General features: G+C 52.9%; 21 protein-coding genes. 6 read left to right on the top strand and 15 right to left on the bottom strand.

The window, feature by feature from the left end; translation table 11 throughout:
- Positions 1-5: 5 nt before the first annotated feature.
- Together B9K09_RS00755 and B9K09_RS00750 are read left to right on the top strand one after the other, a co-directional pair.
- The gene (locus B9K09_RS00755; protein ID WP_087515020.1) at positions 6-323 is read left to right on the top strand and encodes an NAD(P) transhydrogenase subunit alpha; all 318 of its coding nucleotides are present in this window, start codon (positions 6-8) and stop codon (positions 321-323) included.
- Between the two features lie 2 nt (positions 324-325).
- Positions 326-1,762: an NAD(P)(+) transhydrogenase (Re/Si-specific) subunit beta gene (locus B9K09_RS00750; RefSeq protein ID WP_087515019.1), complete on the top strand. Its 1,437-nt coding sequence runs from the start codon at positions 326-328 to the stop codon at positions 1,760-1,762.
- A gap of 101 nt (positions 1,763-1,863) precedes the next feature.
- On the opposite strand, the gene B9K09_RS00745 is transcribed toward B9K09_RS00750, so the two are convergent.
- Complete coding sequence (locus B9K09_RS00745) at positions 1,864-2,415, bottom strand: cytochrome P460 family protein (RefSeq protein WP_087515018.1); 552 nt, start codon at positions 2,413-2,415, stop codon at positions 1,864-1,866.
- A gap of 586 nt (positions 2,416-3,001) precedes the next feature.
- On the opposite strand from B9K09_RS00745, the gene B9K09_RS00740 reads away from it, so the two are divergent.
- Entirely contained in the window at positions 3,002-3,217 is a 216-nt protein-coding gene (locus B9K09_RS00740; RefSeq protein ID WP_087515017.1) for a DUF1127 domain-containing protein, read from the top strand.
- A 97-nt stretch (positions 3,218-3,314) separates the two neighbouring features.
- On the opposite strand, the gene B9K09_RS00735 is transcribed toward B9K09_RS00740, so the two are convergent.
- The 13 genes from B9K09_RS00735 to B9K09_RS00675 form a co-directional block, all read right to left on the bottom strand.
- The gene (locus B9K09_RS00735; RefSeq protein WP_087515016.1) at positions 3,315-4,454 is read right to left on the bottom strand and encodes a glycosyltransferase family 4 protein; all 1,140 of its coding nucleotides are present in this window, start codon (positions 4,452-4,454) and stop codon (positions 3,315-3,317) included.
- On the bottom strand, positions 4,454-5,596 hold the full coding sequence (locus B9K09_RS00730; protein ID WP_087515015.1) for a glycosyltransferase family 1 protein: 1,143 nt from the start codon (positions 5,594-5,596) through the stop codon (positions 4,454-4,456). Before B9K09_RS00730 ends, B9K09_RS00735 begins: the two co-directional genes overlap by 1 nt.
- Positions 5,574-6,962, bottom strand: coding sequence for a glycosyltransferase family 1 protein (locus B9K09_RS00725; RefSeq protein ID WP_087515014.1), 1,389 nt, complete (start codon positions 6,960-6,962; stop codon positions 5,574-5,576). The genes B9K09_RS00730 and B9K09_RS00725 overlap by 23 nt, the downstream gene beginning before the upstream one ends.
- 8 nt (positions 6,963-6,970) lie before the next feature.
- Positions 6,971-8,224: an ABC transporter ATP-binding protein gene (locus tag B9K09_RS00720; protein WP_087515013.1), complete on the bottom strand. Its 1,254-nt coding sequence runs from the start codon at positions 8,222-8,224 to the stop codon at positions 6,971-6,973.
- Positions 8,224-9,021, bottom strand: a complete 798-nt coding sequence (locus tag B9K09_RS00715; protein WP_087515012.1) for an ABC transporter permease — start codon at positions 9,019-9,021, stop codon at positions 8,224-8,226. Before B9K09_RS00715 ends, B9K09_RS00720 begins: the two co-directional genes overlap by 1 nt.
- A complete protein-coding gene (locus B9K09_RS00710) occupies positions 9,021-10,460 on the bottom strand; it encodes a mannose-1-phosphate guanylyltransferase/mannose-6-phosphate isomerase (RefSeq protein ID WP_087515011.1) in 1,440 nt (479 codons plus the stop codon). Before B9K09_RS00710 ends, B9K09_RS00715 begins: the two co-directional genes overlap by 1 nt.
- Before the next feature lie 4 nt (positions 10,461-10,464).
- Positions 10,465-11,436, bottom strand: a complete 972-nt coding sequence (gene gmd, locus B9K09_RS00705) for a GDP-mannose 4,6-dehydratase (protein WP_087515010.1) — start codon at positions 11,434-11,436, stop codon at positions 10,465-10,467.
- A gap of 144 nt (positions 11,437-11,580) precedes the next feature.
- Positions 11,581-12,492, bottom strand: a complete 912-nt coding sequence (locus tag B9K09_RS00700; RefSeq protein WP_087515009.1) for a GDP-mannose 4,6-dehydratase — start codon at positions 12,490-12,492, stop codon at positions 11,581-11,583.
- Entirely contained in the window at positions 12,489-13,691 is a 1,203-nt protein-coding gene (locus tag B9K09_RS00695; protein WP_087515008.1) for an acyltransferase, read from the bottom strand. The genes B9K09_RS00700 and B9K09_RS00695 overlap by 4 nt, the downstream gene beginning before the upstream one ends.
- A 12-nt stretch (positions 13,692-13,703) precedes the next feature.
- The gene (locus B9K09_RS00690) at positions 13,704-14,582 is read right to left on the bottom strand and encodes a class I SAM-dependent methyltransferase (protein WP_087515007.1); all 879 of its coding nucleotides are present in this window, start codon (positions 14,580-14,582) and stop codon (positions 13,704-13,706) included.
- 32 nt (positions 14,583-14,614) lie between these two features.
- Positions 14,615-15,487 carry a class I SAM-dependent methyltransferase gene (locus tag B9K09_RS00685; protein ID WP_087515006.1) on the bottom strand — a complete coding sequence of 291 codons (873 nt, stop codon included), beginning with the start codon at positions 15,485-15,487 and terminating at the stop codon, positions 14,615-14,617.
- Positions 15,484-16,935 carry a glycosyltransferase gene (locus B9K09_RS00680; RefSeq protein WP_087515005.1) on the bottom strand — a complete coding sequence of 484 codons (1,452 nt, stop codon included), beginning with the start codon at positions 16,933-16,935 and terminating at the stop codon, positions 15,484-15,486. The genes B9K09_RS00685 and B9K09_RS00680 overlap by 4 nt, the downstream gene beginning before the upstream one ends.
- Complete coding sequence (locus B9K09_RS00675; RefSeq protein ID WP_087515004.1) at positions 16,932-18,371, bottom strand: glycosyltransferase; 1,440 nt, start codon at positions 18,369-18,371, stop codon at positions 16,932-16,934. The genes B9K09_RS00680 and B9K09_RS00675 overlap by 4 nt, the downstream gene beginning before the upstream one ends.
- Positions 18,372-18,928: 557 nt before the next feature.
- Here B9K09_RS00675 and B9K09_RS00670 point away from each other — a divergent pair.
- The 3 genes from B9K09_RS00670 to B9K09_RS00660 all read left to right on the top strand — a co-directional run bounded on the left by B9K09_RS00670 (position 18,929) and on the right by B9K09_RS00660 (position 21,700).
- Positions 18,929-19,246, top strand: coding sequence for a DUF2388 domain-containing protein (locus B9K09_RS00670; protein ID WP_087515003.1), 318 nt, complete (start codon positions 18,929-18,931; stop codon positions 19,244-19,246).
- Positions 19,247-19,430: 184 nt separating this feature from the next.
- The gene (locus B9K09_RS00665; protein WP_087515002.1) at positions 19,431-19,751 is read left to right on the top strand and encodes a DUF2388 domain-containing protein; all 321 of its coding nucleotides are present in this window, start codon (positions 19,431-19,433) and stop codon (positions 19,749-19,751) included.
- A gap of 35 nt (positions 19,752-19,786) precedes the next feature.
- Positions 19,787-21,700 (top strand): DUF4105 domain-containing protein, encoded by a 1,914-nt coding sequence (locus B9K09_RS00660; protein ID WP_371917477.1) that lies wholly within the window; start codon positions 19,787-19,789, stop codon positions 21,698-21,700.
- Here B9K09_RS00660 and B9K09_RS00655 read toward each other — a convergent pair.
- On the bottom strand, positions 21,697-22,101 hold the full coding sequence (locus B9K09_RS00655; RefSeq protein WP_087515000.1) for a GFA family protein: 405 nt from the start codon (positions 22,099-22,101) through the stop codon (positions 21,697-21,699). The two genes, B9K09_RS00660 and B9K09_RS00655, sit on opposite strands and share 4 nt — an antisense overlap.
- Positions 22,102-22,125 lie beyond the last annotated feature (24 nt).

Below are 22,125 nucleotides of genomic sequence, written 5' to 3'. Positions count from 1 at the left end.
GAGACATGGAAATTTCCGACGGTATCTACAACCTGATCATCTTTGTGCTGGCTATTTATGTCGGCTACCACGTGGTCTGGAACGTCACCCCGGCGCTGCACACGCCGTTGATGGCCGTGACCAACGCTATTTCGGCAATCGTAATTGTCGGCGCCATGCTGGCTGCCGCATTGACCGTAACCCCGTTTGGCAAGTTTATGGGCACGATGGCCGTCGCCTTGGCGGCGGTGAATGTATTCGGCGGCTTTTTAGTCACCCGACGCATGCTCGAAATGTTCAAGAAGAAGGCGCCTAAAGCTGCCGCGCCGACGGAGAAGCACTGATCATGAGCATGAATTTAATCACTGTTCTCTACTTGATCGCCTCGGTCTGTTTCATTCAGGCACTTAAAGGCCTGTCACATCCGACCACCTCACGCCGCGGCAATCTGTTCGGCATGATCGGTATGGGTCTGGCTGTCATCACCACCGTTGGCCTGATGTATAAGCTCAGCGCCGAAGCTGACTCACCCGGCATTGGCTACGTGATCCTCGGCTTACTGGTGGGCGGCACGGCCGGCTCGATCATGGCCAAGCGCGTTGAAATGACCAAGATGCCTGAGCTGGTTGCCTTCATGCACAGCATGATTGGTCTGGCTGCAGTGTTCATTGCCATTGCGGCAGTAGTCGAACCGCAATCACTGGGTATTGTTGCGGCATTGGGCGACGCCATTCCTGCTGGCAACCGCCTGGAGTTGTTCCTCGGTGCAGCCATTGGCGCCGTGACCTTCTCGGGCTCGGTGATCGCCTTCGGCAAGCTGTCAGGCAAGTACAAGTTCCGCCTGTTCCAAGGCGCACCGGTATCGTTCAGCGGCCAGCACAAGATCAACCTTATTGTTGGCATCGCAATCCTGGTGTTGGGCCTGTACTTCACCTTTACCGGCAGCTTGACTGCTTTCGTTCTGCTGCTGATTCTGGCGTTCATCATCGGCGTATTGATCATCATCCCGATTGGCGGTGCAGACATGCCAGTTGTGGTGTCGATGCTCAATAGCTATTCAGGTTGGGCGGCAGCCGGTATCGGTTTCTCGCTGAACAACTCGATGCTGATTATTGCCGGTTCCCTGGTCGGCTCAAGCGGCGCGATTCTGTCTTACATCATGTGTAAGGCAATGAACCGCTCGTTCTTCAACGTGATCCTCGGTGGCTTCGGCGCCGAAGCGGACGCGGGCCCTGCAACTGGCAGCAAAGAACAGCGGCCGGTTAAGTCAGGCTCAAGCGACGATGCCGCCTTCTTGCTGACCAACGCCGACACCGTTGTGATCGTGCCGGGTTACGGCCTGGCAGTTGCCCGCGCGCAACATGCGCTGATGGAACTGGCTGAAAAGCTGACCCATCGCGGCGTCACCGTTAAGTACGCAATCCACCCGGTTGCCGGTCGTATGCCTGGGCACATGAACGTATTGCTGGCTGAGGCAGAAGTGCCTTACGAGCAAGTGTTCGAAATGGAAGACATCAACTCCGAGTTCGGCCAGACCGACGTGGTATTGGTGCTGGGCGCCAACGACGTGGTCAACCCTGCGGCCAAGAACGATCCAAAGTCGCCGATTGCGGGCATGCCGATTCTTGAGGCTTACAAAGCCAAGACCGTCATCGTCAACAAGCGCTCGATGGCCAGCGGCTATGCCGGTCTCGACAATGAACTGTTCTATCTCGACAAAACCATGATGGTATTTGGCGATGCCAAGAAAGTCATTGAAGACATGGTCAAGGCAGTTGAGTAAGCACTAAAGGCTTATTCAGAGGCATAAACAGGCCCAGCTTGGTTTCAAGCTGGGCCTTTTTAATTGCGCCTGCTGGCCGTTAGCCGCAGTCCATCAAAGGCTTATTTAGCACTCAACGTTGGATAGCCTTCAGTGTATATCCAGTCTTTAGCTTTGGCCGGTGCGTGGCAGCCTAAGCAGTCAACCCTGTAATCGGTAACCACGCTCTTACCCGCACTGTCAGGTTTAAACAGCGCCCAACCCCAGCCGTCGCCCCACGCAGGATTTTTCCCGGCAAAGCGGTTGGTACTGTCTTTGACCATGACGAAGGTTTGCTTGATATCGCCCGCGTGGTTAACGCCTGCACCGGTGGTGTAATTGCCCACGTTGGCGTGACGCAACTCTTTGACCATAACCGCGCCATCCGGGAATTTGCCGGTCTTACGAAAAGCGGTGACGGCGTCTGAATCCAGATAAACATCATGAAAGCCACTGGCTTCGCCGCTAGGCACAAACCAAGAACCCAGATGCGACATCGTTGCGCGAAAATCCTTAGGCAGGCTAATTGTGCCCGTGGCGTCAACCTGCGTTGAAAACTTGTCATCAGCCTGCACCGATAGCGCAGTACACGACGCGATTAAAGCAGCGCCAGTAAACTTAGCGATAGTATTCACGACTGTTCCTTAATTTGCTTTTCTTACCTTGCCTGAGTGCACTTGGCAGTCGATCCAGCCGGGAACACATCGGGCACCTGCAAATAAAGACGCTGACAAAGCCGAGCCATTACAGCTACCCGCTAACTTTTAGCGTGGCATGCGCATTTGCCTGACTAGACAAAGATCTGCCCACCCTCGAAACCTGCTGAGCCAGCAGCGCTGAGCGGTGAAGGTCAAGGCGTATAGCTGTACTCCTTAGCCAAACCTGGCCACCAGTACAGATAAGCTAGAACAGGTCTGAATATCCTTATAACCTGAAAAACAGGTCAGTTATAAATTCCAATCAATTTACAACTGTACCTGAGCACTTAACCTGCAAAACATACACATTGCAGCATAATTAACTGCCAAAACTCATTTTATTCGGCCAAATAACTTATGTGCAGTACAGTTTTGTCAAAAACCATAGAAACAGTTACAAAGCATCCTATCTATTAACGCAAGAATTTCTATCAGCTGTGACTACTGCGTTATTTGCAAAAACCGCATCATTAGTACCAAGCAAAACACTCTCTCACACCGCCACAAGCGGAAGGATGCCACCATGGAACGTACCCTCAGTTCCGACTTGTCGTTTGAAACCAAATCGACTCCTGTTACCAGCAGTCTTGCACTGAATATATTTGCCACCGTAATGCTGTGGCAGCGCCGCATCGTCAGCCGTCGTCAACTGGCCCGACTTGATGCGCGCCTTCTGGCTGACGCCGGTATCACGGAAAGCCAGCGTTACTCAGAGCTGAATAAGCCTTTCTGGCGCTAACTTCAGCCCCAATAAAAAACCGCCAACGCGTGAGCTTGGCGGTTTTTTATTGGCTGGTGAAACGTGATTGGCCCCTTGGCGTGACTTAAATTATCACTCAAGCACAGGGCTCGGCTCGCTGGTGAGGGGCATCAAGCAGCTCTTGATATAGCGCAGCGGTTTGCTCGCACATGCGCTGAGCAGAAAACACTCGCTTATACCGCTCCTGTGCGCGAACACCCATTTGCGCAGCAAGCTCAGGGTCATCCCAAAGCACACGCATTGCCTCACGGAAGGCCTGAGGATTACTGGGTGGAACCACCAAGCCTGTCTCGCCATGAATGTTGATATAACTGGTACCCGTGCCGATTTCACTGGAGATCATCGGTTTGCCATACATGGCGCCCTCAAGCAAAGAAATACCAAAAGCTTCAGAGCGTAGGTGCGACGGAAATACAATCGCACTGCATAACTGCAGCAAGGCGACCTTATCCTCATCGCCCAAGCGGCCAACAAAGTGCACATGGCTCAAGCCAAGCCGCTGAGCCTGTGCACGAAGCTCCAGCTCCAGCGGGCCAGCGCCTAGAATAACCACCGGGTAACTCGTACCCTGCAAGGCATCCAGCAGAATATGCAGCCCCTTGTAGTAACGCATAACCCCAACAAACAGGAAAAATCGCGAACCAAATTGCTGCTGCCAATGACTTAAACGCTCAGCGTCAGGTACCGGATAAGTTGTTTTATCGAGCCCATAAGGAATCACACGGGTCTTGCTTGCGAAGCGCGTCAGCACTTCACTGGTGTGCATGTAATTGGGCGACGCCGCAATTATCCTATCGACACTGCCAAGAAAGCGGTTCATGACCGGCTTATACAGTTGCAGTAACCTTTGCTGACGAACAATGTCGGAGTGATAAGTCACCACCGTTGGTTTTTTCACCGAAGAGGCAAAGTGCACTACATCCATGAAGGGCCATGGAAAGTGATAGTTAATAATGTCTGCTTCGGCGGCCAGCTCACGGAAACGCTTAAACGCGCTATAGGAAAAGCCCGTGGAAGCCAGATAAAAGTCCAGATTTGCACGGTGTACCTGATGCGAACCTAATGCGAAATCCTTGGCCCCATCTTCGGCGCTGAGCGTGAGTACATGGCTATCAATCCCTTGCGCAGCGCTACCTTGGCAGAGTTGATAGATAACCTGTTCAATACCACCCATAGACTCAGGCAGGTAGGCCTTATAAAAGTGCAATACACGCATTAGCTCACCATTACCTGTCGATATACATCAGCAGTAACTGCTGCGCAGCGCTGCCAAGAAAACTGTTGGGCGCGGGTTAGGCCTGCCGCACGCTTGGCCTGCCAAAGCTGCTGATCCTCAAGCAGTTGAGTAATCACTTGCGCACACCCCATATCATCGTCCACATCAATGTAGCTTCCGGCACCGCCTGCAACCTCTGGCAGTGAAGCCCGACGGCTGAGCACAACAGGCACACCACTGCTCATCGCCTCCAGCACAGGCAACCCGAAACCTTCGTACAGTGAAGGGAATATCAACAGCCGCGCGCCCGAGACAATTTGCGCAAGCAGGGCATCCGGCTGATAACCCAGCACCCGGGCAAAGCCAGCGGCGAGTGCCTGCTGCAATTGTTGCGAGTAGCTTTCAGGCAGCCAACCGGCCATGCCAACGATCACCAGGGGATATTGCCTGCGTAGCGACTCAGATAAGCGTTGATGGGCATTCAGTGCCAGTTGTAAGTTTTTACGTGGCTCCAGCGTGCCAACACACAGCAGGTACTGCCCAGGTACTAATCCAAACTGTTGCAGGGGCTCACGTAAATCCTCAGGTTCCCTAGGCTGGAAGCGCTCAGCACAGCCCAGCGGGGCGACCACAAACTTATCCTTAGCAAACCCGTAATAGTGTGCGGCTTCAGCGGCGATGTACTCGGAGTCGACCATAACTCGTGTCGCGCGCTGCACCGCTTTTGCTGCATGGCGGTCTATCTCAGCAATTCGATCTGCCGGTTGTGTTTCCGGGTGATGCACGTGCGCGAGATCATGCAACGTCATCACCATGGGACCATCAAACTCGAACGGACAGAGACTGGGGTCGTGATATAAGCCAGCAGGCTGCTTGCGCAAACCTTGGGTAAAACGCTGCTGCTCCAATGCTCTGCGCAACGGATAGGCAGCCGGGACCCAGCGCTTGATCAACGCGCTCAACCGTGAATACCCGGGCATAGCCGTATCGGGTAATTGCTGGTTCCAATTCAAACCATTAAAGAACTGCAGCTGCAGGTCATCTTGCTTGGCTAACGCATTGGCAAGCTCGGCCAAATACTGACCTATGCCAGTCCGTGGCGCGCGCAAAATGCTAGCGTTAAGCGCTATGCGTTTTGGCATCAAACTCATCCAGTGAAGTGTCGCTCGAATTCGCCCGAATAACATGAGCCGCGGTGCGTTCAATAAGTTGGCGAGTTGAGTCATTCCAGCTCAACCAAGACCATTGCTGCAAATCCTGAGCAGCTGGAAAGCGGCCCGTTTGCTCGAAGGTCTCGACTAATTCAACAAGAGACTCGGGGCGATCAAGTTCGAAGTAAGCCATGTAACCACCACCAATTTCCTCAAACACTGGAATAGCACTCGCCATGGCAGGCAAGCCTCGTTGCATTGCTTCAACCAATGGCAAACCAAAGCCCTCAACGTATGAAGGGAACACCAGCGCCCGCGAATGGTTATAGGCGTATTCGAGCCCGGCATCGTCAAGATCGTTAAACATGAATAAACGCTGGTTTAACTCAGGGTGCGACTCAATGCGCTCGATTAACGCATCACACTTCCAGCCAACCTTACCGATGATGCACAGGCAGGCAGGCGAGTCTTTTTGCCAGAGCCGTTCAAATGCATCAAGCAGGTAGGCGTGATTCTTACGCGGCTCGATTGTGCTGACCATTAAGTAAACAGGGGCATCGCCGTCGAATAGTTTGAGCAGTTTGCTCTCAAGCTTTTTATTAGCGACAACCAGGTCAAGTTCAGAGCCCAGATGAAAATGGTCAAACCAACGGCTGTCGGCGCGGGCGTCACCAATTCTGCGAGTTACCTCAGCCTGAACCTGCTTACTGATGGTCGAAGAGATTGCGATATAACCATCGGCGGTTTGCGCAATCCAGTCAAACCAGCGATCAAAGACTTTCACCAACCCGGCATCACAAAACTGCGGGTGCGTGAGCGGGATCAGGTCATAGACTACCGAAATGATACCTACACCCTCACGCTTCAAACGCTCAGCCAGCGGGAAGAAATCGGCATGCCACGATGAGTCGAGCAGCAATAACTGATCGCCCTTGCGACACTCCAAAACCACCGCACGCTCTGGTGCAGGCGTGTCATCGGTGAAGCGATCAAGCAGACGGATAGGAATACTGAAACCCAGCCCGGCCAACCGGCAGAGTACATAGAAGACTCGACGCAATGCATGTGAATAACGCAGAGGCGCATGGCGCTCGACCCGTGCATGCAAATACCAGAAGCGATTACGCCAATGCTCAAGCTTGACCCGAAGCTTATGTGTCCATGACAGTTTTTGAGTGGGTAACGGCGCCAGACTCAGTACTTGATGCACTTCACCGGCCTGCATCATCACCGGAATGCACTCAACAGAAGCGTTAATTTCAGCCAACTGTTTGATCACGTTGCGCACAACACGCTGAATACCCGAGTTGTCGTTCGGGTGTTCAAATACATAAGTACATTCAACCAAAAGTCGCATAGTCATCCTTAACCCTCGACAGAAGTCGCAACGCCAGCTTCGCTGCGTTCGATAGATACATCAGAATCCAACCAGGCACAGCCAACAAAATCCGCCTGTTTGATGTTGATCACATGGAACACCAGCGCGAAATCACGCCACTCATAGTTAGTGTCGAGGTGAGAATCGAAGCGAGACAATGACAGGGCGATTGAATAATTGCCCTTACCCAGGCGCGCAGGAAACTTGAAGCGATAAACCACTTGCTCACCGGCTTTCAGGTTTTCTACAGGCTGATTAAGACGATGGGTGTTGATGCCATACATGGCTTGCCCCATGCGGTCTTTAATCATAAAGCCCAGAATCAGTCTCGGCACATCAGCCCGCACATCTACGGTAACTTCAAGGGTAACCATGGCCCCGACAGAAATGACTTCCACCCGCTGGCCCTGATCATTGATCAAGGCGATATCGGCAAAGCCTGCTTCACCGGTGCCGGAGATGGTTCTGACTTGCCCGCTTTGAAGACGCTCTTGGCGAACGGTTTGCTGCTCTTTCTCAGCAAGCATCGCACTGTAAAAATCCATCACCTCTTCAGGCGAGCCTTCAAGTGCCAGCTTGCCATTTGCCAGCAAAATTGCACGATCACACAGATTCTGTATTGCCTGACGGTCGTGCGACACGATCAGTAAAGTAGTGCCAGCCTTACGGAACTCACGAATTCGCGCAAAGCTTTTATGCTGAAAATACGCATCACCCACCGATAATGCTTCATCGACAATCAATACATCCGGTCGGCGAGCAGTGGCTACGCTGAATGCCAAGCGCATTTGCATACCACTGGAATAGGTGCGGACCGGGTGATCAATGTATTCACCAATTTCAGCGAATGCCTCAATCTCTGGCATCAACTCATGCAACTCATCCACACCCAGACCCAAGAGTTGCCCAGCCATAAATACATTTTGCCGACCACTAAAATCCGGATGAAAACCCATACCGAGTTCCAATAAAGCAGCGACTCGCCCTTGCAAATGAATATGCCCAGCGTTGGGTTGCGTAGTCCCGGTAATCATTTTCAACAAGGTGCTTTTACCTGCACCGTTAACACCAATAATCCCCAGCGCCTCACCTGGATTAACCGTGAAGGACAGATCCTGAAGCACCCACTTGAGTTGATGTCTAGGCGCCGAAAACGGGATAAACCATTCTGCAAGACGTGCCCAGCGTGATGGATACTGTTTGTATGCTTTGCCCAGTTGGCTGACCTGAATGCTACCCATTAGAGTTCATCCACCATTTCGCCCGAACGCTTGCGAAACAAGCGCATCGCCAACACGCACAAAACCCCGGCGACGATAAATGTTGGCAGTAACGACGACCAATCAGGCCACCGTCCATACACAAAGATGCCTTGGTAAGCGCTAATCAATGGCGCCATCGGATTTACACTCAACAAGGGTTTGACCCAATCAGGAAGGATTGATGCCGGGTACACAATGGGTGTGAACCAGAACCAGAACTGCAGAAAAATGCCGACAAACTGGCCCACATCGCGAAAGAACACATTGAGCACACCCAGCATGATGCCAAGACCTACAGAGAAAACGATCTGAATCACCAATACCGGGATTACCGCTAGAACAGCCCAGCCCGGGAAATTCTGCGTGGCGAGTAAAAAGCCAAGGAACAAAGCAAAGATAATCGCAAAGTTGACCCCGGCATTGAGCACCACAATCAACGGCAGACAGATCCGTGGGAAGCTGAGTTTCTTGATCAGGTTTGCATGCTCAAGAAACACTGACTGGCTGCGCCCGATCACCTCGGCAAAAAAGCCCCAGGTGAGAATCCCCGCGCACAGGTAGATCCCATATGCCAAGCCGTTCTCAACACCTGGTAACCGGGCTTTCATCAACTGCGAAAAAATCACCGTGTAAACAATGATCATCGACAGCGGGTTAAGCACGGCCCAGGCTGCGCCTAAAAGTGAATTCTGATAGCGCGTTTGGAACTCCCGCTTGACACTGCCGAAAACAAAACCGCGATAACTCCAAACGGCGCGAGCCATACCCAAAGCCATCAGACCACCCTGCCGTACTGATCTTCAAAGCGCACGATGTCATCTTCTCCAAGATACTCGCCGCTCTGCACTTCGATCATCACCAACTCAATCACCCCTGGGTTTTCCAAGCGATGCTTGTGGCCAGCAGCGATGTAAGTTGATTGGTCGCTGTTAACCAAACGCGCGCCATCACCGTTGGTGACCTTGGCCATCCCCTTAACCACAATCCAGTGTTCGCTGCGGTGGTGATGCATTTGCAACGACAGGGAAGCACCCGGCTTGACCACGATGCGCTTGATCTTGAAACGCGGCCCTTCTTCGAGAACAGTAAATGTGCCCCATGGCCGGCTTACGGTGCGGTGTAAACGATAGGCATCGTGGTTGTTATCCTTGAGCTGCTTGACCACAAGCCGGACATCTTGAGCACGGTCAGCATGGGCTACCAACAACGCGTCATCGGTATCAATCACTATCAGGTTATCAAGGCCAACAGTCGCCACCAGACGGCTGTCGCTCTGCACATAATTGTTGTGGCTATCGATAAACAAGGCGTTGCTAGTTGCACGGTTATTATGTGCATCTGGCTCGACCAATTGGCTCATGGCGTTCCACGAGCCAATATCGCTCCAGTCAAATGTCGCCGGTATCACCGCCACTCGCTCCGAGACCTCCATCAAGGCGTAATCGATGGAAATATCCGGCATTTCAGAAAAGGTCTTAGTGTCCAGTTCACGCTGAACCAGTGTCGGAACATCCTGGGCAGGGCTTTGCTCCACACATTGACGCACTTGCTCGAGCAATTGCGGCGCATAACGCTCTAGCTCCTCAATAAAAGTGCCGGCGGTGAAGCAAAACATGCCGGAATTCCAGAGAAACTTGCCACTATCCAGATAGGTTTGCGCGGTGCTCGCATCTGGTTTCTCGACGAATCGTGCCACCTTTGTGGCGCCATCCGTGTTCAGTGCGCTACCCGTTTCGATATAGCCAAAACCAGTTTCAGGCGCGGTAGGGGGAATACCGAACGTAACCAGGTGCCCCTCTAACGCAAGCGACTCTGCATGTTTCACCGATGCAACAAAACCAGCGCCGTCACAGATCAGGTGGTCGGCAGGCATCACGACCATCACCACATCGTCACCATGGGTTTGCGCCAAAGTCAGCGCAGCAATGGCAATCGCAGGTGCCGTATTGCGCCCGACCGGTTCAAGAATAAAGTGCGGGCGCCGCGGCCGAGTATTGGCGGTTAAAAAGTGATCCTTACTTTGAAAGTAGTAATCACGGTTGGTCACCGTGACCACTTCACCACCATCGGCGGTCAACTCAGCGGCGCGGCGATAGGTCTTGGCCAACAACGACTCACCATCTGGCATAAGCATGAAGGGTTTAGGCTGTCCTTCACGCGACACTGGCCATAAGCGTGTTCCGGCACCGCCGGACAAAATTACAGGAACTATCATCAGATCACTCCTTGGCTACGCGCTTAAGATCAGCATCCACCATCGATTGAATCAGGGTTTCCAAATTGGTCTTGGGCGTCCAGCCGAGTACACGCTCAGCTTTAGCTGGATTTCCCAGCAAGACTTCGACTTCTGCCGGGCGGAAGAACTCAGGATCAATCACGACGTGATCCTGATAATCCAGCTCCACATATGAAAACGCGATGCGACACATCTCGCGCACCGTCGTGGTAATGCCGGTCGCGATGACATAGTCATCGGGTTTGTCCTGCTGCAACATCAGCCACATGGCTTCAACATAGTCACCGGCAAAACCCCAGTCGCGCTGAGCGTCGATATTGCCCAAGCGCAACTCACGTTGCTTGCCCTGCTTAATGCGTGCGACAGCGTCAGTCACTTTGCGGGTAACAAACTCAATGCCGCGCAGTGGCGATTCATGGTTGAACAAGATCCCGCTCGAAGCGTGTAAAGCAAAGCTTTCGCGGTAGTTCACAGTGATCCAGTGGCCATACAGCTTGGCAACACCGTAAGGACTGCGCGGATAAAATGGCGTGCTCTCATCCTGACGCTCAGCCTGGATCAAACCGAACATTTCGCTGGTTGATGCCTGGTAGAAACGCGTCTCAGGGCTGAACTGACGTATGGCTTCAAGTATGTGGGTAACACCCAAACCATCCACTATGCCTGTGGTGATCGGCTGATCCCAGGAGCTACCAACGAAGCTTTGCGCGCCGAGGTTATACACCTCATCAGGGCGTGCTTTAAGCACTGCACGTTGCACTGAAGAGGCATCAGCCAAGTCGCCGTCGTGGTAGACGATACGTGACCCAACACCAAGCTCACGCAGGCGCCAGCGGGTATCGGTACTACGCCGGGCAACAAGGCCATGGACCTCATAGCCTTTATCTAGAAGTAGTTTGGCCAAGTACGCACCGTCTTGACCGGTTAAACCTGTAATAAGCGCTTTTTTATACATTATTATTCTCTTACTTCTCTCAGAGACAAATCTGAGCAGGGCCGAAAGTTTTCGCCAGGTTTACACCCGGTCTCTTCATCTTCTTTTAGAGCTATCAACAGCCCTTGATTTGACTCGCCAATCAAACCTAACCAAGCGTGATATTCAGTTTTGTTCGCGTCCCTCCCAATCACTAAGGACGCTGAGCAGCGTCTGCGAAAACGCAGCACAAGGTTTCCACCCAGTCTGGGTTTGTAATTTTCTGGCGCAGCCCACAACACGGCGCTGCTCGGCACGACGCAAGCGGGCCGGATCTTGCTCAAGCACCACCTTTACGCCCACCAAGTGCGCCATCTCCATGATCACGTCGCGAACTTTCCGCTCCATCCCCGAACACAGGTTGTAAACCTCCCCACTTTGGCCTTTTTCAAGCAGCAGCAAATACGCCGCAACCACATCGCCAACATCGAGAAAATCACGCGTTACATCCACATCGCCCACATTCAAAACTGGCGCTTGCAGACCCTGCTTAATACGGATCAATTGGCGCGCCATATCGGCCACCAAAAAGCTCTCACTCTGGCCACTACCAATATGGTTAAACGGACGGGCAATCATCACTCGCCAAGACTCGGTATAAGCCCACTGCAAGCACAGCAGCTCTGCAGAAACCTTGCTCACGGCATAAGGGTTTCGCGGTTTAACCATCAAGTTCTCGGCTATTGGCATGTCCGCCTCATCAACACGCCCATAGACATCACCCGAGCTGACATACAAAAATGTGCCGCTAAACCCACGACGCTTGAGTGCCTGCAGCAGGTTCAGCGTGCCCAGCAAATTCACTTCAAACGTGCATTGTGGGTCGCGAAATGCCTCGGGTACAAATGTCTGACCAGCAAGGTGGATGACAGCATCAGGGCACGTTTCAGCAAGCGCGGCATCAAGTGACTCAGGAACCAGCAAGTCGAACCGTGCAGACTCAATCAACTGCCAATCAGCAGTCGGCAACGCAGCCAGCGTCGCCTCCAAATGCTGACCAACAAAGCCACTGCGGCCAGTGACAAAAAGACGGCTCATGCAGGCTCCCGTGGGTTAATAGGACTATTAAGCTGTGCAAGCATTGGTTGCTGATAGCCCGTGACAGCTTGCTTCTTAGATTCAATACGCTGGGCTACCCGGTTACCGAATTGACGCATCGGCATTTCTACCCAGCGGTAATTGAGTTGGCTAAGCAATAAAATCAGCCCTGCCGCAATGGCAAAACTAAGAAGGACATGCTGACCTGCAGAAATATCTGAAACTTCTAGCACGCGATAGAGCAGCTCACGGGTAAAGAAATAGACGGGAATATGGATGAGGTAAATGGCGTATGAACGAGCTCCCAGCCACATCATCAGGCGCTGAACCAGACCTGTTGGCCATAAATAGTCTCGTCCATAGGAAGCGAGCCAAACCAAGACTGTCGCCATGACGGCTATCAAACCAATTCGTACCGTCGGTAGAAAATCGTTGTTCGCCGCTAAAAATGACATGGCCAGCAGTAGCGAGACCAGAATCAAACCACCTGAGATTGGCAATGCTTTCAAAAAGCGTGGCTCAAACTGTTGATAGCTGGGTTTTGCCGACCAAATAGCGAGCAGTACACCAAGTGCTAACGCATCAGTACGAAAAGACATCATCAGTACGCTGCGAACTTGAAAGAACTGCACAAGCACAACGAGCAACATCAGCCACAACAACTTCTGCCTGAAACACAGCGCCAAAAGTGGCAGCAGCAAGTAAAACTGTTCCTCTAGGGAGAGACTCCAGTAAACAAAACTAAAGCCGTAGTCATACTTAAAGAAGCTGTCTGCAAAACGGAAATTGGCGAAATTAAACAAGCCCGCAACGGTGGCCTCGATATTTGTCGACAGAGAGCCAAACACGCCTGTTTGATTGAAGACCAGAACCAGTGGCAAGGGTAAAAGCAGCCACAACCAAGCGGACGGTAATAGTCGAAACGCCCTGCGAATCCAGAAGCCCGCTATCACTGCTTTAGCGTTTTTACTCACCAGAGATTGCTGCAATGCTGGCAATAACTGCCGGGCAATCACAAAACCTGAAACCACAAAAAACAGGTCAACGCCGAACCAAAACTGCAGCGTCGACATCAACCTATCAAGCCACTCAACGTTGCTGCTGATTAGATTCCCAGAGACGTGGTGAAACAGCACGCCAAGGACCGCTAGTCCTCGCAGCACTTCAATTTCAGCAATTTTTTTCACGTCTGCTTTCATGTCGATCTCAACTCACAGCGGCTTGCGCGCAATGACGACTTGGCTTTTAGGCATTGCGGCATCCAGCGCCTGCTTAATTTGCTTGCCTTGCGGCAGAGCCAATAGCGTTGACCAGGTTTGTCTCCAGTTTTCGATTAGTGGATGCCACGGTGGGGATAGCGACTGGTTCTCACAGGCCCAATACAGCGACCACCAAACCGAATGGTAAAAACCGTATTGAGTCGTGCGCTCAATCGTAAGACCTGCGTCCAGGGCAAGCTGTGCCAACTCGCCGCGCTTGAAAATACGAATATGATTGGGCTTTTCAAAATAAATGGGAGGCGCAATATGCGTTTGTATCGTTTCAATTAACTCGTCAGGAACGGTCAATAGAAACAAAGCACCTGGCGCCGCAACCCGAACCAACTCCGCCATAAACTGTGCGGGGTCATCTACGTGCTCAAGCACCTCCATGGCAACAACCCGCGTCACGTGTGCATCAGGCAAGGGCAACGGGTTTGCATCGGTCACCAGCGCTTGCACACTCTTTGCCCCAGAGGCTTCAACATGCTGTCGCGCGAGTTCGATTTTTTCGGCATCGACATCGGCAAGAATAATGGCTGCCCCTTGCCGAGCACTAAAGCCCGCATACCCGCCATCACCACAGCCGATATCCAGGAGTGTGTCGGCTTCTGTAATGGCAAATCCTTCTATCAGCTCACCCGTATCGCTGCGCAACCACCCGCTCAGGTAGCTATCGGTCAAGGCAATATCTAACTCCGGTGCTTGCTCTGGAACGGGGGACGTGACTTCTACCGTTTCAGCCACAGCAGCAAGGGTTGGGCTATTAGCCGCAGGTTCGTCATTGACGGCGGGCGCGGTGTTAAAAAACCGTTTAATTTTGCTGAGCATTTTTATTCCTATTATTGGCTCGCGAACTAATTTCAGCCTGGTTTTCGGGCAACGATTACCTGACTTTTTGGCATCAAGGTGTCCAGGCTTTGCTTAACCGGAAGGAATTCCGGCATATCAATCAACCGTCGCCACAAGCTGGACCAATCCTCAACTAACGGGCTGTATGGCGGATGCACGACATCATGGGTTTCGCCTGAGTTCGGCTCACCACTGTGCTTTTGCTGCGTCCAGTACATCAGCATCCACATGGTCCAAAAGAAGCCATATGAAGAGCGGCGCTCGATAATCAGCCCTGCCCCCTCAACCAATCCGGCAAAGGCTTCGCGCTCGAAAATATGGATGTGATTGGGATGGCTAAAGTAATGCGGCTCGGCGCAGTCTTTTTGAATATGCTCGCCAACGGGATCTGGCACCGCCAATAGAAACTGCGCGCCCGGACGCGCGACTCGTACCAATTCGCGCAAAACTTGGGCAGGGTCTTCGACATGTTCGAGCACCTCAAGGGCGATGACCCGAGAGGCGTATTCATCGGCCAACGGCAGCGGCACGCTGTCAGAAACAATGCCCTCAATCGCACGCGCCGGAGTATCTCTAAGCTTTTGTTTCAGCGCGTCAATCTTCTCGGCGACAACATCAGTGAAAACCACGTGCGCACCGCGATTGGCACAAAACAGAGTGGCGCCACCGGCTCCGCAGCCTATATCAAGCACTACATCCTCTGCGGATATAGCAAAACCGCTGAACAGTTCATCCGTAGCATTCTGGAACCAGCCGCTTTGCACTGCATCAACCAGACCACAATCGCGAGCGTCGACGTATTCCTTCGCATCAGGCACTAACGCAGTGACAGTAGGTACGTCAGCCCTGCGTAGACGCTGAAAAAGTTTATCGAGGATCTTCATCCCGCCACCCGTTGTTCAGCCTGAAGAAAGCCGAGTAAGCGCTCGGTGGCGACAGCACGGGAACAATGTTTTTTCATGCGTTTGATCGCATTTTGCGCCAACTGCTGATAATGCTCAGGCTGCTCATTTACACACCTGTAAGCCGCTCTATACGCCTCTTTTAGCGACTGCCAATCTATCTGTTGACGTAGTGTTCGATAGGCAATGCGCGGGTCATGCGGCCATGCCGTCACATCTGCCCAACTATCAACGACAAAGCCTACGCTTTCATCGATGTAGTCGATCATCGCCGAATGCCGGGGTGCAATGGCTGGCTTCCCACACGACAAGTACTCCATCAACGGCAGACATTGGCCTTCGCCATAGGACGCATTAACGATGTAATGCGTTGCCTCGATCAGTTGGGTGTAAGCATCACCACTTAAATAGCCATGCAGCAGCACCACCCGACACTGAAATGGATCAAGGCGCGACATTGCCATCAAGATGCCTCTAATCGCATCCTCGTAGCGATGGTGCCCCAGCTTGAAAACTAGGGTGGCATTAGGCTCATCTTTGAATGCAGCGCAAAACGCGGTCAGCATATCGACCCAGTTCTTGCGCCCATCCTGGGGATTAAACAGGCTAGTAAATACCACCCCGCTCAACTCAAGCTGACGGGCGCTGGCTAGCCAAGGATCACTCCGCTCAAGAAAACGGTCGAACACACCTAGCAGCGATGCAGGTAGGCTCGGCGCCACTACCTGCTGATACCAGTGCAACAGGTAGTGCTGAGTGATGCCGACAATAGTTCCTGGCCCGCGTCGATAACCGATATGGCTCTCGATCGGAATCAAGCCGCGCGATTCAGCAACCTCCCGGGTAATTTCTTCAGCCGTCGGCAGCAAGCGATCAAAGCCAGGAGCATGGGTATCGAATACTACGCCCCGGTCAATCGCCAACAGCTGTGATCGAGACACGGGGGCGGTTTGCAGAAAAGTACGCACGCTCTCCAAGCGATCCCACACCGGTGCAGGAATAGAAATCACCGGGAAATCTTCACCCATGATCTGGCGAACTGCACACACACTTTGCTCGGAATGAACAATGGCTGCACCACACTGAGTGAGGCAATTACGCCAATCATTCTCAGGGCGATCTGCCCACCATGTTTCGTCGGGCATGCTACTAAACTCCCATGCAAACACAGGAATAGTTGGGCAAGCCAAGTTGCAACAGGTCAGGTGCGGCGGGGTGAAGCTGAAGAATACACAGCCCTCTCCCTTAGCTTGAGCCTCAGCATAATGTTGATCAACTTCGAGCGCTGGGTTAGCAATCAAAACGACTTCGCCGAGCGTTTTCAGCAGCGGTAAAAACTCGCGCAACACAAAAAAATAACTGTACTCAGGCTCCCCCAAGTTATGCACCACGGTTTCGGCATTCATTGCGCTGTAGAGCAAAAACTTCATGCCTGCGCTCCAGCCAAACGCCGATCAAGACTTTGTGTCAGCCCTTGCAGAAAATCTTGCAATTGCTCAGCGACCACCGGGGTATCAGCGAACTCACACATCCGTTGCCAAGCATGCCGCGACATACGCTGATAACTCTCAACATCATCACTGGCAATTCGATAGCACTCTCGATAACCCTCCATCAACGACTGCCAGTTCAGGCGGTATTTGCGTGTGCGGAAAATGCCGCAAGGGTCATGCGCCCAGCAGGATGGTTCGACAGTTGCCTTAACCACGTATGCAATCTGCTCATCCAAATAATCGAGCATCGCTGTGTGCCGTGGAGCCAGAGCGGGCTTGCCGCTGGCAAGAAATTCCATCAACGGCAGGCATAAGCCTTCACAGGTTGAGGCGTTTACGTAAAAGTCACTGATTTGGATTAGCTCGCGATACTGTTGATCATCGAGAAATCCGTGCAGCACCAACACTCGACACTTAAATGGCGCTAACCGTGACAATAAGGTCAGCAAAGGGATCCGGTAATACTCCAGATCATGATGTGTCATTTTCAGAATCAGGGTCGCGTCGGTGGTATCCGCAAATGCCCAGCAAAAGGCAGTAACGATATCGATCCAGTTTTTACGGCCATCACGCGGATTAAGCACGCTGGTGAAGACTACTCCAGACACCTCGATACGACATTCCTGAGGTTTCGCACCGATTTCATTGTGTTGAGGCGCTGTTGGTTTTTCGCGTCTGGCTCTCGCTGAGGGACGATTATGTAATGCCTCGCGCCAAGCACGATATAACGCTCGCGTGTGCCCAACCCAATTCACACCTGTATTTGCCGCAGTTGTTAGCAGTGGTAGCGGTGGGCGAGGCATGTGCTGTACCAAGCCATCGGCAGAAAGACCCAGTACCGGGCTGTCGATGACGTGGCCAGTAAACTCAATTGAGCGTTCTGGCTGGCGTGGCAGCCAACCACTTTCAGGCATCAGCGTCTGGAATCGTGGCCAGAGAGGTGCCGGTATGGCTACGACAGGATAGTTACCCCCCATCGCTTTACGAACTGCCTCGGCAGACTCTTGGCTGCAAGCGATTGCCCCTGCGATACGCTGCATGACATAACGCCAATCATTACGGGGCTCACCTTCCCAGGGCTCATCAGGCACATTGTCAAATTCCCAAGCGAACAAGCACACAGTTGGGCAAGCAAGGTCCGTGGAGGTTTGCTGAGGAGGGCTCACGCTAATAAAAACAACCTGCTCGCCAGCTTCGCGATATTGCTGGTACAGGCGATCGACCTGATCGGCCGACTCCACGCCAATAACCTCAGCAATCTGCTGCAAAGCAGGCATAAATTCTTTCAACAAAAAGTAATAGCTGTACTCAGCCTTGCCCAAAGATGCCTGGATATTTGACTGGGTTATTTTTGAGCTGATAAGAATAATCATTTGCGGGCTTGCAAGCCTTTAGCGTCAGATACTTAGCTGAAAACAGCCAAGCTTAATTGTTATTATTTTTGAGTCTGACTTGACTCGACGCCGATACATCAAACCTCTAAAAATCGATTAATTCGTCATTTTTTAGAGGCGTTTCGTGAAATATGGCGACACTTTTAGTCAAGCAGCTATTTTTTGACCACCCCTCAATACCACCAGTATTTAGTTAGGCTTGCAATAGGCAAACCCTCGATATGTGAAATTTTTTGTAACCCGCGTAAGGCGCAATCTAGACGCCTTGCGCCGGCCCAGTATTTGCAGGGCTTGCGCTGAAACCGCTGTGAAATTGTTAAAAAGCCGGTACTGAAGACCGAGGTGTATGCAACTTTCGCTGCAGCACAAACTCATAGCTTGGCACTATGCACAATCACGGGCTATACCTGCACCTTTCAGGTCACTTAACAATTTATTAGCGAGCAGCGCCCAACACAGCACAATCAGCGGGCTAGGCTTATACTCAGCCTACGCGCACTACGCCGTATCCCTATTCTCAGCTTGGAGTTTTCAGGATGAAACCATTACGCACACTTAGCTTCGCAGCCCTTATGGCTCTAGCTGCAAATGCCTCGGCCACCAGTTTTGTTGTAACGACCGATGCCATTGTTGGCGCTGTTGCGGCGACAACCGATGCGACTTCTGATGTCAGCTCGTCATTCAAGGACGACAAAGTGGTCTTGGCTGCGCATGATGACGCAGCAAGCTTTGTCGCCAGCCAGGGCGATATCCGTGGTGTGCACCTGGAAGCAGCTCTGGACCACATCCGCACGACTGTTCCTAGCCTGCAAGCCAATGACATGCAACTGGCTCAAGCAATCATCAGCCTGTAATTACGCTGCTGCACGCCAAATAACGCCACGACTTGTTCGTGGCGTTATGCATTTACCCGTGCGCCTCTGGCTATCCGCCTGCTGTGTGAGTCAAAATCCGCATACCACGCTGCTACTTGTGTAGCGGAACTGGGCCAAATATTGCCCGTCCAATCGCTATTGAATTGTTTTACGGAGATTTTTTATGCGTCGCATTTTGCTCACCTCTGTCGCCAGTGCTGCACTTCTGGTTGGCACCGTCCAGGCTCAAACACTGGTTGCGACCAGTAATATCATCGTCCGCGCGCTCGATCGCACGCTCGATTTCACTTCAGACACCACCACTTCGATTCGCGACTCAAAAGTGGTTCGCGAAGCGCATGATGACGCTGCCAGCTTTGTCGCCACTCAAGGCGAAATCCGCGGCGCCAACCTTGAAGCCGCAATCACGACAATTCGTAGCCGTGTACCAGAAGCCGAAAACGCCTCAGACCTGACGCTAGCAAAAGCCATTCTCGCTCTGTGAGTCTGGCGCGTACCTGCCTGATCCTTTGCGCGCTACTGGTCTCGACTGGAAGCTATGCCGAGCTGCGTCTAAAGGTTGGCGGCGAAGATTTAAGCGCTGCAGAACACGCTGCCAGCCAAGCGCTGCTTGATGACGCATTGCAGGTACTGCCACCCAGATTTCGCCAGCGGCTGGATCGCGAGGTCAATTTCAGTTGGCAAGCGCTGCCAGACAAGGTCTACGGACGTACAGTAAAGACTGAGCAAATCTTGCTCAACCGCCGGCTGCTACCAGCACTGGTTGATGGCAGTGCGCAGACCGAACAGACAGCACGCCCCCACGGCACGGTGCGTAAAGAGCTGCTGGCGACGGTGATTCACGAGCTGACGCACCTCTACGACCGTGCACAACTGTGGTCCTCGGCCGAGAAAATACGCCTGCACCGCTGCCAAAACCGCGCCAGCTCCAGTGGCTTGGTTGGCCTGCCCGATAACTGTCGGGGCGAAACCGCGCGGCGCTTTACCCTCAGCGACGACCCGCGCCTGCTGGATATTGCTGGCTGGCCGCAGTACGTGGGTCGCCGTGGAGAGCGCGAACAAGAGAATCATCAGGTCGCCCGCAGCCCTGACTTGTACGAACTTGAAAACCCGCGCGAATTTGTTGCGGTCAACATGGAGTACTTCCTGCTTGACCCAAGCTTCGCCTGCCGCCGCCCAACATTGGCCGCTTATTACCGCGAACAATTTGCCTGGACGCCACCAAACCAGGACAACTGCGACACCAGCCTGGCCTATCTCAATGCTGGCAATGATTTCGCCAAGGAGCCTTTGGGCAAGATAGATCCTGAACGCGTTTACGAGGTTGATTACCTGCTCGCAGAAGCCAATGATCAGCTCGCCAGCCGCTGGGGCCACAGCATGATACGCCTGGTTATCTGCGCGCCGGGACGACCACGCGGCCCAGCTTGCAGGCTCGACCTGGATCAGAGTTTAGTGCTGTCCTACCGCGCATTCATCGGCGACGTGCAACTCTCTAGCTGGGGCGCAATGATTGGTGCGTATCCATCCCGACTGTTCGTGTTGCCGCTGGCGCAGGTAGTCGATGAATACACCAAGACCGAGCTGCGTAGTCTGATTTCGGTGCCAATGAACCTCAATCGTCAGCAGATCAATGACTTTGTCACCCGCTCGATTGAGCAGCACTGGAGTTACGACGGTAACTACTACTTCCTGTCGAACAACTGCGCAGTCGAGAACCTAAAGCTGCTACGCACGGGCACCAACAACCCAAAACTGCAAACACTCGACAGCATCATGCCTAACGGTTTGTTGGAAGTCCTTGAAGCGCGCGGCCTCGCCGATTCAAGCATGCTCAAAAACCGTAAAGAGGCCATGCGTCTGGGCTACTTGTTTGATTCGTACCGCGACCGTTACCAAGCCATGTTCGATGTATTGCGCAGCCACTTACCGATCAAACAAGAGTCCGTGGAGGACTGGCTGGAGCTGCCAGCAAAAGAGCGCCAGCAGTGGTTTGCCCAAGCCGATATTCGCACCACAGCGGCGATGATGCTCTTGGAAAAAGCCGCGCAGCGTAAGCAAATACTGGTCGCCCAACAGGAACTCAAAGAGCGTTATCTAAGTGGTCGCAAAGTACCTGACAAGGGGCTCGATAAAGCCGGGAACGCGCTCGAACAAATCCTCGCTAGCAGCGGTTTTTTGAGCAGACCCGCCGAGCTGCTCGAAGGCGGTTATGGCTTGCCCCAGGAAGCCGAATGGCAGCGTCTGGAGACGGAAAGCAGCAGCCGTCAAAAGAATCTGCTGAAACTACGCGACTCGCTCGATAGCGAAGTCCGCAGCCTGCTTGAGCCCGAACGGCTGGCTGAGCTGGAGACGATTGAAGATAACCTCAAGCAACTCGGCACACACTTGCGAGAGATGCATAAAGCCAGCGGCGGTCTGATGCTGCCTTAGGCAATAATCTCCTGCTGCTCGTCTGGCAGTTCAGGGTTAAGCCGCAGCCATGGCAAGCGGTTTTGCACCCAGATATGGCGGTCGGCAGGTGCCAGTTCAGGATGATCCAGCGTGGCAATGGTAACGTCCAGCGTATCGGGGCTGAGTGAGGTAAACAGCGTCAGCTGCGCGCCGCATTGCGCACAGAAAGACCGTGTGCAACTGGATGAAGACGCGTACTGCTTGGCTTCGCCCTTGAGCCAAGTAAAACTCGCCAGCGGCACGGTAACCCACGTGGTGACAATCCCTCCGCTGCTGCGCCTGCAAACCGAGCAATGACAATGCGCGATGTCATGCAGTGGCGCATCGAACTGGTAGCGCATAGCGCCGCACTGACAACCGCCGCTCTGTAGATTTGTCATGGTCACTCCCTGCAATTGTGCAAC

The sequence above is a fragment of the Pseudomonas sp. M30-35 genome (genome assembly GCF_002163625.1).
Classification (GTDB): Bacteria; Pseudomonadota; Gammaproteobacteria; order Pseudomonadales; family Pseudomonadaceae; genus Aquipseudomonas.
This window is presented reverse-complemented; position numbering and strand designations above follow the sequence as displayed.

Excerpts from the sequence above, each read along its gene's own strand:
- B9K09_RS00735 (WP_087515016.1), bottom strand. The coding sequence starts at position 4,454 with ATGCGTGTATTGCACTTTTATAAGGCCTACCTGCCTGAGTCTATGGGT.
- B9K09_RS00755 (WP_087515020.1), top strand. The coding sequence starts at position 6 with ATGGAAATTTCCGACGGTATCTACAACCTGATCATCTTTGTGCTGGCT.
- B9K09_RS00670 (WP_087515003.1), top strand. The coding sequence starts at position 18,929 with ATGAAACCATTACGCACACTTAGCTTCGCAGCCCTTATGGCTCTAGCT.
- B9K09_RS00680 (WP_087515005.1), bottom strand. The coding sequence starts at position 16,935 with ATGAAGTTTTTGCTCTACAGCGCAATGAATGCCGAAACCGTGGTGCAT.
- B9K09_RS00655 (WP_087515000.1), bottom strand. The coding sequence starts at position 22,101 with ATGACAAATCTACAGAGCGGCGGTTGTCAGTGCGGCGCTATGCGCTAC.
- B9K09_RS00740 (WP_087515017.1), top strand. The coding sequence starts at position 3,002 with ATGGAACGTACCCTCAGTTCCGACTTGTCGTTTGAAACCAAATCGACT.
- B9K09_RS00715 (WP_087515012.1), bottom strand. The coding sequence starts at position 9,021 with ATGGCTTTGGGTATGGCTCGCGCCGTTTGGAGTTATCGCGGTTTTGTT.
- B9K09_RS00690 (WP_087515007.1), bottom strand. The coding sequence starts at position 14,582 with ATGCTCAGCAAAATTAAACGGTTTTTTAACACCGCGCCCGCCGTCAAT.
- B9K09_RS00710 (WP_087515011.1), bottom strand. The coding sequence starts at position 10,460 with ATGATAGTTCCTGTAATTTTGTCCGGCGGTGCCGGAACACGCTTATGG.
- B9K09_RS00750 (WP_087515019.1), top strand. The coding sequence starts at position 326 with ATGAGCATGAATTTAATCACTGTTCTCTACTTGATCGCCTCGGTCTGT.
- B9K09_RS00700 (WP_087515009.1), bottom strand. The coding sequence starts at position 12,492 with ATGAGCCGTCTTTTTGTCACTGGCCGCAGTGGCTTTGTTGGTCAGCAT.
- B9K09_RS00730 (WP_087515015.1), bottom strand. The coding sequence starts at position 5,596 with ATGCCAAAACGCATAGCGCTTAACGCTAGCATTTTGCGCGCGCCACGG.
- B9K09_RS00665 (WP_087515002.1), top strand. The coding sequence starts at position 19,431 with ATGCGTCGCATTTTGCTCACCTCTGTCGCCAGTGCTGCACTTCTGGTT.
- B9K09_RS00720 (WP_087515013.1), bottom strand. The coding sequence starts at position 8,224 with ATGGGTAGCATTCAGGTCAGCCAACTGGGCAAAGCATACAAACAGTAT.
- B9K09_RS00685 (WP_087515006.1), bottom strand. The coding sequence starts at position 15,487 with ATGAAGATCCTCGATAAACTTTTTCAGCGTCTACGCAGGGCTGACGTA.
- B9K09_RS00675 (WP_087515004.1), bottom strand. The coding sequence starts at position 18,371 with ATGATTATTCTTATCAGCTCAAAAATAACCCAGTCAAATATCCAGGCA.
- gmd (WP_087515010.1), bottom strand. The coding sequence starts at position 11,436 with ATGTATAAAAAAGCGCTTATTACAGGTTTAACCGGTCAAGACGGTGCG.
- B9K09_RS00725 (WP_087515014.1), bottom strand. The coding sequence starts at position 6,962 with ATGCGACTTTTGGTTGAATGTACTTATGTATTTGAACACCCGAACGAC.
- B9K09_RS00695 (WP_087515008.1), bottom strand. The coding sequence starts at position 13,691 with ATGAAAGCAGACGTGAAAAAAATTGCTGAAATTGAAGTGCTGCGAGGA.